Raw genomic sequence first — 13,035 nt, forward strand, 5'->3', positions numbered from 1 at the left:
CCGGGAGGGCCCTGAGGGACCCGAGGGCTCTGAGGGACCTGCGGGACCTGCGGGACCTGCGGGACCTGAGGGACCGCGGGGAACCTGGGGCGGTGCCTGGGCGGTGCCTCGGCGGTGCCTCGGCGGTGCCTCGCGCGGTCCGGAGCCGGTCAGCGGGCTCCGGGGTGACGCGCGGTCAGCCCGCCCGGCCCCGCAGCGCCTGGGTGTGGCTGGTGAGCACGGCCTCGGTCCTGGGGAAGGACGTCGGGTCGCTCAGCCCCACCGCGCGCGGCACGCGGTCCGGATACCAGGTGAAGCTGCCGAATATTCGGTCCCACACGGCCAGATCGGAGCCGTAGTGACCGGCTTCCGACAGGTCGGTGCTGTGGTGCAGCCGGTGCTGCTCGGGTCCGGCCAGCCAGCGGTTGAGCCGGCCCAGGCGCACATCGATGTTGGCGTGGATGAAATAGCCCTGGGTGATCACGAAGATGCCGACCGCGAACACCGCGTTCTGGGAGAACCCCAGCAGACTCAGCGTCAGTTGCACCCCGGCCTGCGCGAGCAGCACGTCCAGCACATGGTTGACGCCGTTGTTGGCGACATTGACCTTCTCCGGCACGTGGTGCACGCCGTGCAGCCGCCACAGCCAGCGGTTGGTGTGGCCCAGGCGGTGCACCGCGTAGCTGGCCAGCGATCCCACCAGCAGCGCGCACGGGATCTCGACGGCCAGCGGCAGCGCCGGGACGGCCGGGGAGAGCACCGAGACGACGGCGTCCACCAGCAGTTGCGCGGTGACGCTGCCGAGCGCGGTGAGCATGAAGTAGACGCCGTACCAGCCCCATTCGCGGCGGCTGGGGTTCCAGGAGGGGTCATAGGGGATGAGCCGCTCCAGCAGCACCAGATGCCCGATGACGGCGTACTGGAACGCCGTGGTGGTCAGGGCGCGGTTGAATCCGAGGCCGAGTGCGGTCACGGGAGTGGCGACGGTCGCCAGGAGCAGTACGGGGTAGGCCACCCTGCGTAGCCATAAGAACGACCCCACGAACAACCAACCCCCTAGCCCGGACCCCGAGTTCTTCCCTACCTTCGTGCCCGTAGCGACAGCAGGTAATCTTTTGACGACTAAGAGTGATTATATGATCACGGAGACGCTGTGTAGCCGTACGTTGACGCAGGGCTAGGATCGCGGACATGGTGACGGCTCGGGCGGCTCTGGCGACGGGAATCCGTGCCGTGCTCGTGCTGATCCTCGCGCTGTGCGCCGTCCTGCACACGCTGTCCGGCCCGGAGGAGCACGCGACGGCGGCATCCGCCGCGGTGTCCGTCTCGGTGTCCGCCTCGGCGCCCGGTGAGGCGCCGCACGCGCCGCATCCCCCGCACACCGCCGACCACTGCGCGGTGGACCTCACCCTGCGCACCACCGAGCAGTCCCCCGAGGACCCGCCGCCCGGCGCGCAGGGCCGCGGTCCGTCCGACCGCACGGCCACCGCGGCCGTCGCGGGCCCGCCGTGCGCCGGGGCTCCGGCCGGTCCGCGCGGCCCCACGGGGCTCGCCCGTACCTCCCGGGTACGGATCTAGACCGCTCGCCCGCGACCGGACCGGCCACCGCCCGTCCGGCCGCCGCGCACCCACGACCCGGCCCGAACCGGACCGACTTGGATCGAACTGGCCTGCCTCAGACCGACTCAGGCCGCCTCGGACCGCCTCGGGGCCGATTCAGACCGCCTCGGGCCGACCCGGACCGTTGATGATCCGCACACCGCCGCCCGCCACCGGTGTGCCGTCGTGGGGCGTGAGACGACACCGCGGGACATCGTCGTCGTCGAGCGAGAGCGAGCAGTACGGACATGAAGTCATCGAGCGTGGGGACACCCGGGAACACCGTCGTCGCCCCGGACCGGTCGGCGCTGGCCGCGCTGGTGGGGAACACCCCGCTGCTGTGGGTGGAGCAGGCGCCGGACGGGCGCGGGTTCTGGGCCAAGCTGGAGGGGTTCAACCCCGGCGGGATCAAGGACCGGCCGGGGCTGCACATGGTGGAGCGGGCCCGCGCCCGGGGCGAACTGCGGCCCGGCGCCCGGATCGTGGAGTCCACCAGCGGCACCCTCGGCCTGGGCCTCGCCCTCGCCGGGACGGTGTACGGCCATCCCGTCACCCTGGTCACCGACCCCGGGCTCGAACCGTCCATGGCACGGCTCCTCGCCGCGTACGGCGCCCAGGTCGACACGGTCACCGAGCCGCACCCCGGCGGCGGCTGGCAGCAGGCCCGGCGGGACCGGGTGGCCGCGCTGCTGGCCCAGCACCCCGGCTCCTGGTGCCCGGACCAGTACGGCAACCCCGACAACGTGGCCGCCTACACCCCGCTCGCCCTCGAACTCGCCAGCGCGCTCGGCCGGATCGACGTCCTGGTGTGCAGCGTCGGGACCGGCGGGCACTCCGCGGGCGTCTCCCGCGTCCTGCGCGCGCTCCACCCGGACCTCACCGTCGTCGGCGTCGACACCACCGGCTCCACCATCTTCGGCCAGCCCGCCCGGCCCCGGCTGATGCGCGGGCTCGGCTCCAGCATCCATCCGCGCAACGTGGCCTACGAGCAGTTCTCCGAGGTGCACTGGGTCGCCCCGCACGAGGCGGTGCACACCTGCCGCGCCCTGGCCGCCGCCCATTACGCCACCGGCGGCTGGAGCGTCGGCGCGGTCGCCCTGGTGGCCGGCTGGCTGGCCCGCACCCGCCCGCCCGGCACCCGGATCGTCGCCGTCTACCCCGACGGCCCGCAGCGCTATCTCTCCACGGTCTACGACGACACCTACTGCGCCAACCACGGCCTCCTGGACACCCCGCCCGCGCCCGGCCCCGAGGTGATCGGGCGGCCCGGCGAGAAGGAGGTCACCCGCTGGACCCGCTGCACCACCGTCCTCGACCCGCTCGCCGCCGCCCACCGGACGCCGGAGGCGGGCCGGTGAAGGGGCTGGTCGGACAGGTCCGTTCCTACGACCGCGCGGTCCAGCTGCTGATGGTCAACCAGTTCACCATCAACCTGGGCTTCTACCTCCTGATGCCCTATCTGGCCGCCCATCTCTCCGGCACCCTCGGTCTCGCGGGCTGGCTGGTCGGACTGGTCCTCGGGGTGCGCAACCTCAGCCAGCAGGGGATGTTCCTGGTCGGCGGGACGCTCGCCGACCGCTTCGGGTACAAGCCGCTGATCGTGGCCGGCTGTCTGCTGCGCACCGCCGGGTTCGCGACGCTGGGGCTGGTGGACTCGCTGCCCGCGCTGCTCGCCGCGTCGGCGGCCACCGGGCTGGCCGGGGCGCTGTTCAACCCGGCGGTGCGGGCGTATCTGGCGGCCGGGGCGGGGGAGCGCAGGGTCGAGGCGTTCGCCCTGTTCAACGTCTTCTACCAGGCGGGCATCCTGCTCGGACCGCCGCTCGGGATGGTACTGACCGGCGTCGGGTTCCAGGTGGCCTGTCTGGTCTCGGCGGCGCTGTTCGCGGTGCTGAGCGTCGTCCAGATCCGGGCGCTGCCCGCGCGCCGGGAGCCGGGGACCGGGAGCGGGCGGGCGGCCGGGGGCGTGCTCGCCCAGTGGCGGGGGATGCTCGCCAACCGGCCCTTCCTGCTGTTCGCCACCGCGATGACCGGCTCCTATGTGCTGACCTTCCAGGTGTATCTGGCGCTGCCGCTTCAGGCGCGGCGGCTCGGCGGGGACGGGACCGGCGGGACCGCCGCGGTGGCGGTGCTGTTCGCCGTCTCGGGGCTGGCCACGCTCGCCGGGCAGACCCGGGTGACCCGCTGGTGCGCGGCACGGTACGCGCCCGGCGCCGCGCTGACCGGCGGGCTCGCGGTGATGGGTCTGGCGTTCGTGCCGCTGGTGCTGGCCACCGCCGTACCCGTGCCGGAGGCGGGTGCCGCGCGGTGGCTGCTGGCGGCGGTTCCGGCGGCGCTGGCCGCGCTGCTGCTGGCGTTCGGCACGATGATCGCGTACCCGTTCGAGATGGACACCATCGTCCGGCTGTCCGGGAACCGGCTGGTCGCCACCCACTACGGCCTCTACAACACCGTCTGCGGTATCGGCATCACCGCCGGGAACCTGGTCACCGGTGCCGCCCTGGACGCCGCCCGCGGCTCCGGGCTGCCCGCCCTGCCGTGGCTGGCGCTGTGCGGTCTCGGCGTGGGGTGCGCGGCGGCGGTGTACGGACTGCACCGGCGCGGGCGGCTGACGCCGGAGGGGACGGGGACGGGGACGGGGGTGGCGGTGGCGGTGTGACGGGTTCCCTGGTCGGTGGCGGTGGCGGTGGCGGTGGCGGTGGCGGTGTGCCCCGTTCCCCGGCGGTGGCGGGGGCGTGTGACGGGCCTCCAGCGGTGGCGGGGCGGTGTGATGGGCCCCTGGTCGGTGGCGGTGGCGGGTGACGGGCCCCCAGCAGTGACGGGCCTCCAGCGGTGGCGGGGCCGTGTGACGGGCCCCCGGTCGGTGGCGGGAGCCGCATGGCAGGCCCCCCGGCGGTGTCGGGGGCGCTCCCGTGGGCCCGGTCGGTCAGCGGGCGGTCGGGCGGGGGCCGTTCAGGGAGCGTTCCGTCACCCGGGTCAGGTGGGCGGTGAAGACCGCGCCCGGGTCCGGGGTCAGGGCGCGCAGGGCGACCAGGGCCGTGATGGCGACATCGCAGAGTTCCGCCTGGACGTCGTCCCAGGTGTGGGTCGTGCCCTTGCGGGGGTTCTGGCCGGTGGCGCCGACCGCCGCGGCGGCCACCTCGCCGACCTCCTCCGACAGCTTCAGCAGCCGCAGCAGCACCTCCTGGTGGCCGCCGTCGGGGCGGTCGCGGTCCAGCCAGGTGTGCAGGGCGTCCACGCGGGCCCAGAGGTCGGCCGCGTCGCCGGTCGTGTCACCGGTCAGGTCACCGGTCGTGTCAGTCATGCAGGGAGGGTGCCACGGCGGAGCCGCCCGGCGTCCGTCAGCGGCCGGACGGCGACTCCTCCTCGGGGATGTCGGCGAGGTCGTCGATCTCGTCGACGTCGAACAGGGCCTCCTGTTCCCCCGTCGCCTCCCGGCGCAGTCGCCGGGCGCGCAGCCCGACCACCACCGACGTCACCGCCGCCGTCGCCCCGAGCGCGACCGGGACCATCCAGCCGCGGTTCAGGGCGTGGCCGAGGGCGTGGTCCAGGGACAGCCGTCCGGGACCGGCGACGGCGAGACCGGTCGCCGCCAGGCCGAGGACGGCGGCGAACTCGTAGCCGCCGTCGTGGACGAAGAAGCCCTGCGGGGCGTGCACGGCCGCCGCGCCCGTCATCGCCCCGGCCGCCGCCGCGCCCGCCGCCGGGGTCGCGAGGCCCAGCGCGAGCAGTGTGCCGCCGCCCGCCTCCGCCAGCCCCGCGGCGGTGGCGGCGGCGCGGCCGGGCCGGTAGCCGACGGACTCCATGAACCGGCCGGTGCTCTCGATGCCATGGCCGCCGAACCAGCCGAGGAGCTTCTGTGTGCCGTGCGCGGCCAGTACCCCGCCGGTGGACAGGCGGAGCAGCAGCAGGCCCAGATCACGTCGGTCGGCGCAGGTCATGGGGGCTCCCAGGGGGTGCGGGTGTGGGTCCACCGTGGCACCGGTGGGCGTGCCCCGCCGTGCCCCGGGGGCCGTTCGGGTGGCGGTTCGGGCGGTGGTGCGACGGGGGTCCGGGGCCGGGTGGCGGGGGTCCGCGCGCGGTGTGAGGCTGGCCGGTATGACGATTCAGACCGCCAAGCTCAGCGATCCGGCCGTCCGCGCGTTCGTCGCCGCCGTGAACGCCCATGACCGGGACGCCTTCATGGCCCTGCTCAGCCCCGATGCCACCATGTCGGACGACGGTTCCGACCGGGATCTGGACGACTGGACCGACCGGGAGATCTTCTCCTCCCACGGCCATATGGAGGTCGAGTCGGACAACGGGCGCTCCCTGGTGGCCCGCTACCGCAACGACACCTGGGGCGAGATGCGCACCCGCTGGAGCTTCGTGGTCGAACCGGACGGCCACATCTCCCGCTTCGAGACCGGCCAGGCGTGAACGGGAGTCCCGGCAGAGCTGGCGCGGCCGTCCCGCGGGCCGGTGCGTCCCTCGCGGTCCCTCGCGAGGTCCACCCCCTTCCGGGCCGCGGGACGGCCGCCTCCCCCCTCGGAGTGGGCAGCGGATGGCGCCCTCTTGGGGCCGGTCACGGAAGGCCGGTCCCCCAAGTGTGAAGCTCTGGTGGAGGAAAGTTGAGCACAGCCGCGTCACCGGCCGCAATAGCGCGGACCTGTCGACTCCACTTGTGCCGGCCGTGAAGCCGGGGATTCCCGGGAGTCCAGGGGGAGTTCAGCCCCGGCCGATGAACGGCATCGCCGTCGCCAGCACCGTCACGAACTGCAGGTTCGCCTCCGGCGGCAGCTCCGCCATGTGCCGTACCGTGCGCGCCACGTCGGCCGCGTCCATCACCGGCTCCCGCGCCACCGAGCCGTCCGCCTGGAGCACCCCGCTGCTCATCTTGGCCGTCATCTCCGTCGCCGCGTTGCCGATGTCGATCTGGCCGACCGCGATCCCGTACGGACGGCCGTCCAGGGACAGGGACTTGGTCAGACCGGTCAGGGCGTGCTTGGTGGCGGTGTAGGCGACCGAGCGGGGGCGCGGGACGTGGGCGCTGATCGAACCGTTGTTGATGATCCGGCCGCCCTGCGGGTCCTGCTCCTTCATCTGCCGGTAGGCGGCCTGCGCGCACAGGAACGCCCCGTTCAGATTGGTGTCCACCACGTGCCGCCAGGCGTCGTAGGACAGCTCCTCCACCGGCACCCCGCCGGGGCCGAACGTCCCCGCGTTGTTGAACAGCAGGTCGAGACGTCCGTACCGCTCCACCGTCGCCGCGAACAGCGCCGTCACGTCCTCCTGCCGCGCCACATCGGTCCGTACGACGAGCGCGTCCGTGCCCGGCGCGAGTGCCGCCGTCTCCTCCAGCGCCCCGGGCCGCCGTCCGGCCAGCGCCACCGACCAGCCCTTGCGCAGCAGTTCGACGGCGACCGCGCGGCCGATCCCGGAGCCCGCGCCGGTCACGACCGCGACCCGGGAGCGGTCCCCGGCGGCTTCCTTGCTGTCCATGGCATCCATGAGGCCGCAGGCTACGGGACGGCCCTTGGCCGGGCGCCCGCCGGACGGCTCACGCGCTCTCGCCGGGGTAGCGGACGCCGACGCGGTCGCGGATCGTGTCGAGCGTCCGCATCACCGCGAGCGTGCCGTCCAGCGGGACCAGCGGCGACTCCTTCTCCCCGGCCCGCAGCGCCCGCATCACCTCGCGGGCCTCGTGCTTGAGGGTGTCGCGCGGCCCGTCGGCCGGGTCGAGGACGAACTCCTCCGGGTCCCGGCCCGCCCGGTGCAGCACGAACCGCTCCGGGTGGAAGAACCCGCCCGGTACGTCGATCCGGCCGCCCGCGCCCGTCACCGACGCCGTGGTCGCCGTCGCCCCCACCAGCGAGCAGTGCAGCGTGGCCAGCGCCCCGCCCGCCCAGCCCAGCACCACGCCCGTCTGGAGGTCCACGCCCTCGGCGGACAGGACCGCGCTCGCCGTGACCGAGTCCGGCTCACCCAGCAGCAACTGCGCGAACGACACCGGATACACGCCCAGGTCCAGCAGCGCGCCGCCGCCCTGCGCCGGGTCGCGCAGCCGGTGCGCGGGCGGGAACGGACCGGCGAGACCGAAGTCCGCGTGGACCGTGCGCACCGCGCCGATCGCCCCGTCGTCCACCAGCGCCCGCAGCCGCCGCACCAGCGGGTTGCAGTACATCCACATCGCCTCCATCAGGAAGCGGTCGTGCTCCCGCGCCAGCGCCGTCAGCTCCCCGGCCTCGCGCGCGTTCAGCGTGAACGCCTTCTCGCACAGCACGTTCCGCCCCGCCGCAAGACACAGCCCCGCCGCCGCCCGGTGCGCCGTGTGCGGGGTCGCCACGTACACCACGTCCACGTCCTCGTCGGCGGCGAGCGCGGCCCAGTCGCCGTACGCCCGCGCGATGCCGAAGCGGTCCGCGAACGCCCGCGCCGACTCCGTGGACCGCGAGGCGACGGCCACCACCTCCGCGTCCGGCAGATCCACCAGGTCCGCGGTGAACGAGGCGGCGATCCCGCCCGTCGCCAGAATCCCCCACCGCACCCGACCGTCAGCCGCCATCGCCGTCACATCTCCTCCCGGCCGCCCCGAGGGCGGTCCGTCCGCGCGCCTTGGACAGTCTGTTCGAGCTGAGAGCATAGGTACGGAACCACACACCTAGGGAGGGGACCCGTCATGCCCGACAGCCGGGCACAGCTACCGGATCTGACCGAGGCGACCGCGTCGAAGGCGCGGTCGCCCGTCCGTGCCGCCCGCCGGACCGGGCTGCTGGTCACCCTGATCCTCGGCGGACTCACCGCCACGCCCCCGCTGGCCATGGACATGTACCTCCCGGCCCTCCCGGAGGTCACCGACGCCCTGCACGCGCCCGCCGCGACCGTCCAGCTCACGCTGACCGCCTGTCTCGCCGGCATGGCGCTCGGCCAGCTCGTCGTCGGCCCGATGAGCGACCGCTGGGGCCGCCGCCGCCCGCTCCTCGCCGGGCTCGCCGTGTACGTCCTGGCGACCGCGCTGTGCGCGCTGGCGCCGAACGTCGAGACGCTGGTGGCGTTCCGGCTGATCCAGGGACTCGCCGGGGCCGCCGGGATCGTCATCGCGCGGGCCGTCGTCCGTGATCTGTACGACGGGGTCGCCATGGCCCGGTTCTTCTCCACCCTGATGCTGATCTCCGGGGTCGCCCCGATCGTGGCGCCGCTCATCGGCGGCCAGGTCCTGCGGGTCACGGACTGGCGGGGCGTCTTCGTCGTGCTGAGCGTGGTCGGGGTGCTGCTCGCGCTCGTCGTCTGGGCGAAGCTGCCCGAGACCCTGCCGCCCGCCGAACGCCACGCGGGCGGGGTCGGCGAGGCGCTGCGCGCGATGCGCGGACTCCTGTCCGACCTGACCTTCACCGGGTACATGCTCACCGGCGGCTTCGCCTTCGCCTCGCTCTTCGCGTACATCGCCGCCTCCCCGTTCGTCGTCCAGGAGATCTACGGCGCCTCCCCGCAGACCTACAGCCTGCTCTTCGGCCTCAACTCCATCGGCCTGGTGATCTGCGGGCAGATCAACGGACGGGTGCTCATCGGACGGGTGTCGCTGGAGCGGGTGACGGGCGTCGGCCTGGCGATCGTGATCGCCGCGTCCGCCGCGCTGCTGCTGATGACCAGCGGGGTGTTCGGCGAGGCCGGGCTCGTGCCGGTGGCCGCCGGGCTGTTCGTGCTGATGTCCGCCATGGGCATCACCCTGCCCAACGCCCAGACCCTCGCCCTGCTCCGCGTACGGCACGCCGCCGGGTCCGCGTCCGCGCTGCTCGGGACGTCGTCCTTCCTCATCGGGGCCATCGCCTCGCCGCTGGTCGGGGTCGCCGGTGAGCACACCGCCGTCCCGATGGCCGTCGTCCAGTTGGCGGCGGCGCTGATGGCCGCGGCCTGCTTCGCGGGTATGTGCCGCCCGTGGAGCGGACGGACCGCCCCGGCGGCGGGCGCGGGGGAGGAGAGCTGAGCGCGCCGCGACTGCGCGACGGCAGCGCCGAGCGGGCCGGGCTCGACCCGGCCGAACTCGACCGGATGGTGCGCGAGGTACGGGCCCTCACCCAGGGCGAGCGGCCCTGGGCGCCCGGTGTCGTCCTGGTCGCCGGGCGGGGGCCGGTGGTCGCGGTCCGCGAGGCGGCGGGGCTGGCCGTGCGGTACGGGGCGTACGACGCCGTGGCCGGGCGGGGCGTCGAACTGCCGCCCGAGCGGCAGGTCCCGATGACCGTCGCCACCCCGTTCGACGTGGCCTCCCTCACCAAGCTGTGCACGGCCGTCGCCGCGGTCCAGCAGATCGAGCGGCGCCGGCTCGGCATCGACGCCCGGGTCGGCGCGTACCTCCCCGAGTTCCGGGCGCTGGCCCGGCACGGGGTGACCGTCCGCCACCTCCTCACCCACACCTCCGGGCTGCGCCCTGACGCCCCGCTGTACGACTGCGGCGGGGCGGCGGAGCGGCGGGCGCTGCTGCGGGCGCAGGGGCCGGTCGGGCCGGTCGGGGAGTACCGGTACTCGGATCTGAACATGCTCGTGCTCCAGCAGATCCTGGAGCGGGTCTCCGGGCGCGGTCTCGATGTGCTCGTCCGGGACGGGATCACCCGGCCGCTGGGGATGACCGATACCGGGTTCGGGCCGTGTCCGGGGGCGGCGGCGACGGAGGATCAGCGGCGGCCGTGGGCCAAGGCGGACCGGGGGATGCTGCGGGGGGTGGTGCACGACGAGAACGCGTGGGCGCTCGGGGGGGTCGCGGGGCACGCGGGGCTGTTCTCCACGGCTCGGGATCTGGCGGTGTTGTGCCGGGCGTTGTTGGCGGGGGGTGCGTATGGGCCCGCCCGGATTCTGGGGCGGGACTTCGTGGAGCTGCTGCTGGCTCCGCCGGGGCTGGGGTTCGCTGTTGATCAGGCGTGGTTCATGGGGGAGTTGGCGGGGCGGGGGGCCGCGGGGCATACGGGGTTCACGGGGACGTCGGTGGTGCTGGATGTGGCTACCGACACGTTTGTGGTGCTGCTGGCGAATGTGGTGCATCCGGTGCGGAAGGGGGTGGACAGTCGGCCTCGGGCCGCGGTGGGGACGCGGGTGGCTCGGGCCGTACGGGGTGGGTGAACGGGGGGTTCGCTTTTTTGGTGCGGGGTGGTGGGGGTGGGGTGCGCGGTTCCTCGCGCCCCTTGGGGTGGGTGGGGGTGGGGGTTCGGGTGCGGGTCGGTGAGGGTTGGTCGCGCAGTTCCCCGCGCCCCTGGTGGGGGTGGGTGGGGGTTCGGTGTCGGCTGCGGGTGGGTGGGGGTTGGTCGCGCAGTTCCCCGCGCCCCTGGTGGGTGGCTTGGGCTGGGTGGTGGGTGCGGGTTGTGGGGGGTTTTGCGCAGTTCCCCGCGCCCCTTAGGGGGTGGGGGTGGGCGGGGGTTTTGTGTATGGCTGGGTGAGAGACTTTGGGGGTGGATGGGATTGGGGAGTCTTTGCGTGGGGCGCTTGCCGGGGTTCTGGACGGGGTGTCGGGGCGGCGGGCGGGGGGCGCGGTCGAGCGGCTGATCGGGGTCTATCGCGGGGAGACCCCCACCGACGTGCCGATTCTTCGGGACCGGGCCGATGTCGCCGCCTACGCGGCCTACCGGATGCCCGCCACCTTCGCCGCCGTCAGCTCCGCGCTGGGCGAGTTCGCCGACGCCGTACCGGGGTGGGTGCCCGGCTCGCATCTCGACATCGGTGGGGGGACCGGCGCCGCCACCTGGGCGGTCAGCGCCACCTGGGCCGGTACCCGGCCGGTCACCGTGCTCGACTGGGCCGAACCCGCCCTCGCCCTCGGCCGTGAGCTGGCCGCCGCCCGTCCCGAGCTGCGGGACGTGAGCTGGCGGCGGGCCCGGATCGGCGCCGGGCTCGTCGTCGACGACGCCGATCTGGTCACCGTCTCGTATGTGCTCGGGGAGCTGACCGAGGACGGCCGGGCCGCCGTCGTCGACGCCGCCGCGTCGGCCGGTCAGGCCGTCGTCGTGGTCGAGCCGGGCACCCCCGACGGGTACGAACGGGTCCTCGCCGCCCGCGCACGGCTCATCGCCGCCGGGTTCCGGATCGCCGCGCCCTGTCCGCACAGCGCCGGATGCCCGATCGTGCCCGGCACCGACTGGTGCCACTTCGCCGCCCGCGTCAGCCGCTCCGCCCTGCACCGCCAGATCAAGGGCGGCTCCCTGGCGTACGAGGACGAGAAGTTCTCGTACGTCGCCGCGACCCGGTTTCCGAACGAGCCCGCCGCCGCCCGGGTCGTCCGCCGGCCGCAGCTCCGCAAGGGGCAGGTGCTGCTCGATCTGTGCGAGGCGCAGGAGCGGCTCGCCCGGGTCACCGTGACCAAGCGCCACGGCGACCTCTACAAGGCGGCCCGCGACGCCGACTGGGGCGATCCCTGGCCGCCGCACGACCAGGGCGCCCCGGCCTAGGAGCCCGCGGACTCCTTCCCCTGGCGGCGTTCCTGGAGTTTGCGCAGCAGTTCCCGTTTCTGGGCCTGGGCGTCCAGTCCGCCGCCCACCTGGGACCCCGCGCGGCCACCGCGCAGCGCCTTGCGGCCGAGGTTCTGGCGGGTTCCGCCGACTCCGAGCATGTTTCCTGATCCACTGCGGCTCATCTTGGTTCCCTTTCGTGGGTGACGCGGTGCTTCGGGTTGATGTGTCAGTGGAGAGAGACGAGACGGGTCGTCTTGTTTCTCTCCATGCGTTTATCGTTCGCGAGACGCAGCGTCTTGTCAACCTGTTAAGTTCGGGGCATGGCAGCCATGAAGTCCACGAAGCCCACGCAGTCCACGAAGCCCGACGCCTCCCGGCGCAGTGAGAAGTCGCGGCGGGCCATCTACGCCGCCGCCCTGGAGCTGGTCACCGAGACCGGGTACGCCAAGACCACCATCGAGGGGATCGCCGCCCGCGCCGGAGTCGGCAAGCAGACCATCTACCGATGGTGGTCCTCCAAGGTCGATGTCCTGATGGAGGCGTATCTCGACCTCGCCGGGCAGGTCGCCGAGGAGACCGGTGGCGCCCCCGGCGACCAGGCGCTCCCGGACACCGGTGATCTCGCCGCCGATCTCAAGCTCGTCCTGCGCACCACCGTCGACGAACTCCAGGACCCCCGCTTCGAGGTCCCCTCCCGCGCCCTGGCCGCCGAGGGCGTCGCCGACGAGGCGCTCGGCAGGCAGCTGTTCACCAAGCTCCTCGAACCCGGTCTGCTGCTCTACCTCCAGCGGCTGCGCGCCGCCCAGGACGCCGGTCAGCTGCGCCCGGACGTCGACCCCCGGATCGCCCTGGAACTGTTCGTCTCCCCGCTCGCCCAGCGCTGGCTCCAGCACACCGGCCCGATCAGCCACGCCTACACCGACACCCTGGTCGACTACGCCCTGTACGGGATCGCCTCCCGGACGTCGTCGGACACCGCCCCGTAAATCCCGGCAAGGCACCCGATGCCACCCACTCCGGAACCACCCGGGATGTCGGCTCCGCACCC

At 73.9% G+C, this 13,035-nt stretch carries 14 protein-coding genes; 8 read left to right on the plus strand and 6 right to left on the minus strand.

The window, feature by feature from the left end; genetic code table 11:
• Window positions 1–175 precede the first annotated feature (175 nt).
• Window positions 176–1,027 (minus strand): sterol desaturase family protein, encoded by an 852-nt coding sequence (locus AB0D49_RS38335; protein WP_362767651.1) that lies wholly within the window; start codon window positions 1,025–1,027, stop codon window positions 176–178.
• A 143-nt stretch (window positions 1,028–1,170) separates the two neighbouring features.
• Between AB0D49_RS38335 and AB0D49_RS38340 the strand changes: the two genes are divergently transcribed.
• From AB0D49_RS38340 to AB0D49_RS38350, 3 genes are all read left to right on the plus strand, one after another.
• Window positions 1,171–1,557: a hypothetical protein gene (locus AB0D49_RS38340; protein ID WP_362767653.1), complete on the plus strand. Its 387-nt coding sequence runs from the start codon at window positions 1,171–1,173 to the stop codon at window positions 1,555–1,557.
• A 269-nt stretch (window positions 1,558–1,826) separates the two neighbouring features.
• The gene (locus AB0D49_RS38345; protein ID WP_362767655.1) at window positions 1,827–2,936 is read left to right on the plus strand and encodes a PLP-dependent cysteine synthase family protein; all 1,110 of its coding nucleotides are present in this window, start codon (window positions 1,827–1,829) and stop codon (window positions 2,934–2,936) included.
• Window positions 2,933–4,234 carry an MFS transporter gene (locus AB0D49_RS38350; RefSeq protein ID WP_362767658.1) on the plus strand — a complete coding sequence of 434 codons (1,302 nt, stop codon included), beginning with the start codon at window positions 2,933–2,935 and terminating at the stop codon, window positions 4,232–4,234. Before AB0D49_RS38345 ends, AB0D49_RS38350 begins: the two co-directional genes overlap by 4 nt.
• Window positions 4,235–4,501: 267 nt before the next feature.
• On the opposite strand, the gene AB0D49_RS38355 is transcribed toward AB0D49_RS38350, so the two are convergent.
• A complete protein-coding gene (locus tag AB0D49_RS38355; RefSeq protein ID WP_362767660.1) occupies window positions 4,502–4,879 on the minus strand; it encodes a MazG-like family protein in 378 nt (125 codons plus the stop codon).
• Window positions 4,880–4,916: 37 nt separating this feature from the next.
• On the minus strand, window positions 4,917–5,516 hold the full coding sequence (locus AB0D49_RS38360; protein ID WP_362767662.1) for a DoxX family membrane protein: 600 nt from the start codon (window positions 5,514–5,516) through the stop codon (window positions 4,917–4,919).
• A gap of 157 nt (window positions 5,517–5,673) precedes the next feature.
• On the opposite strand from AB0D49_RS38360, the gene AB0D49_RS38365 reads away from it, so the two are divergent.
• The gene (locus tag AB0D49_RS38365; protein WP_362767665.1) at window positions 5,674–5,994 is read left to right on the plus strand and encodes a nuclear transport factor 2 family protein; all 321 of its coding nucleotides are present in this window, start codon (window positions 5,674–5,676) and stop codon (window positions 5,992–5,994) included.
• 288 nt (window positions 5,995–6,282) lie between these two features.
• Here the strand turns inward: AB0D49_RS38365 and AB0D49_RS38370 are convergent, their stop codons facing one another.
• Together AB0D49_RS38370 and AB0D49_RS38375 are read right to left on the minus strand one after the other, a co-directional pair.
• Entirely contained in the window at window positions 6,283–7,056 is a 774-nt protein-coding gene (locus AB0D49_RS38370) for an SDR family oxidoreductase (RefSeq protein WP_362767668.1), read from the minus strand.
• A gap of 58 nt (window positions 7,057–7,114) precedes the next feature.
• Entirely contained in the window at window positions 7,115–8,119 is a 1,005-nt protein-coding gene (locus AB0D49_RS38375) for a Gfo/Idh/MocA family oxidoreductase (protein ID WP_362767671.1), read from the minus strand.
• Between the two features lie 114 nt (window positions 8,120–8,233).
• On the opposite strand from AB0D49_RS38375, the gene AB0D49_RS38380 reads away from it, so the two are divergent.
• From AB0D49_RS38380 to AB0D49_RS38390, 3 genes are all read left to right on the plus strand, one after another.
• Entirely contained in the window at window positions 8,234–9,538 is a 1,305-nt protein-coding gene (locus AB0D49_RS38380; protein WP_362767674.1) for a multidrug effflux MFS transporter, read from the plus strand.
• Window positions 9,481–10,665, plus strand: coding sequence for a serine hydrolase domain-containing protein (locus AB0D49_RS38385; protein WP_362767677.1), 1,185 nt, complete (start codon window positions 9,481–9,483; stop codon window positions 10,663–10,665). The genes AB0D49_RS38380 and AB0D49_RS38385 overlap by 58 nt, the downstream gene beginning before the upstream one ends.
• 326 nt (window positions 10,666–10,991) lie before the next feature.
• On the plus strand, window positions 10,992–11,984 hold the full coding sequence (locus AB0D49_RS38390; protein WP_362767679.1) for a small ribosomal subunit Rsm22 family protein: 993 nt from the start codon (window positions 10,992–10,994) through the stop codon (window positions 11,982–11,984).
• Here the strand turns inward: AB0D49_RS38390 and AB0D49_RS38395 are convergent.
• The gene (locus AB0D49_RS38395; protein WP_362767682.1) at window positions 11,981–12,169 is read right to left on the minus strand and encodes a DUF6243 family protein; all 189 of its coding nucleotides are present in this window, start codon (window positions 12,167–12,169) and stop codon (window positions 11,981–11,983) included. The genes AB0D49_RS38390 and AB0D49_RS38395 overlap by 4 nt on opposite strands.
• Before the next feature lie 138 nt (window positions 12,170–12,307).
• Here AB0D49_RS38395 and AB0D49_RS38400 point away from each other — a divergent pair, with 138 nt between their 5' ends.
• Window positions 12,308–12,973 carry a TetR/AcrR family transcriptional regulator gene (locus tag AB0D49_RS38400; protein ID WP_362767685.1) on the plus strand — a complete coding sequence of 222 codons (666 nt, stop codon included), beginning with the start codon at window positions 12,308–12,310 and terminating at the stop codon, window positions 12,971–12,973.
• Window positions 12,974–13,035: the final 62 nt, after the last annotated feature.

Source organism: Streptomyces sp. NPDC048290 (assembly GCF_040652095.1).
GTDB lineage: Bacteria > Actinomycetota > Actinomycetes > Streptomycetales > Streptomycetaceae > Streptomyces.

Bases quoted from the DNA above. Each gene is read 5' to 3' on its own strand.
- AB0D49_RS38340 (WP_362767653.1), top strand. From the start codon at position 1,171: ATGGTGACGGCTCGGGCGGCTCTGGCGACGGGAATCCGTGCCGTGCTC.
- AB0D49_RS38345 (WP_362767655.1), top strand. From the start codon at position 1,827: ATGAAGTCATCGAGCGTGGGGACACCCGGGAACACCGTCGTCGCCCCG.
- AB0D49_RS38355 (WP_362767660.1), bottom strand. From the start codon at position 4,879: ATGACTGACACGACCGGTGACCTGACCGGTGACACGACCGGCGACGCG.
- AB0D49_RS38360 (WP_362767662.1), bottom strand. From the start codon at position 5,516: ATGACCTGCGCCGACCGACGTGATCTGGGCCTGCTGCTGCTCCGCCTG.
- AB0D49_RS38365 (WP_362767665.1), top strand. From the start codon at position 5,674: ATGACGATTCAGACCGCCAAGCTCAGCGATCCGGCCGTCCGCGCGTTC.
- AB0D49_RS38370 (WP_362767668.1), bottom strand. From the start codon at position 7,056: ATGGACAGCAAGGAAGCCGCCGGGGACCGCTCCCGGGTCGCGGTCGTG.
- AB0D49_RS38375 (WP_362767671.1), bottom strand. From the start codon at position 8,119: ATGGCGGCTGACGGTCGGGTGCGGTGGGGGATTCTGGCGACGGGCGGG.
- AB0D49_RS38380 (WP_362767674.1), top strand. From the start codon at position 8,234: ATGCCCGACAGCCGGGCACAGCTACCGGATCTGACCGAGGCGACCGCG.
- AB0D49_RS38395 (WP_362767682.1), bottom strand. From the start codon at position 12,169: ATGAGCCGCAGTGGATCAGGAAACATGCTCGGAGTCGGCGGAACCCGC.
- AB0D49_RS38400 (WP_362767685.1), top strand. From the start codon at position 12,308: ATGGCAGCCATGAAGTCCACGAAGCCCACGCAGTCCACGAAGCCCGAC.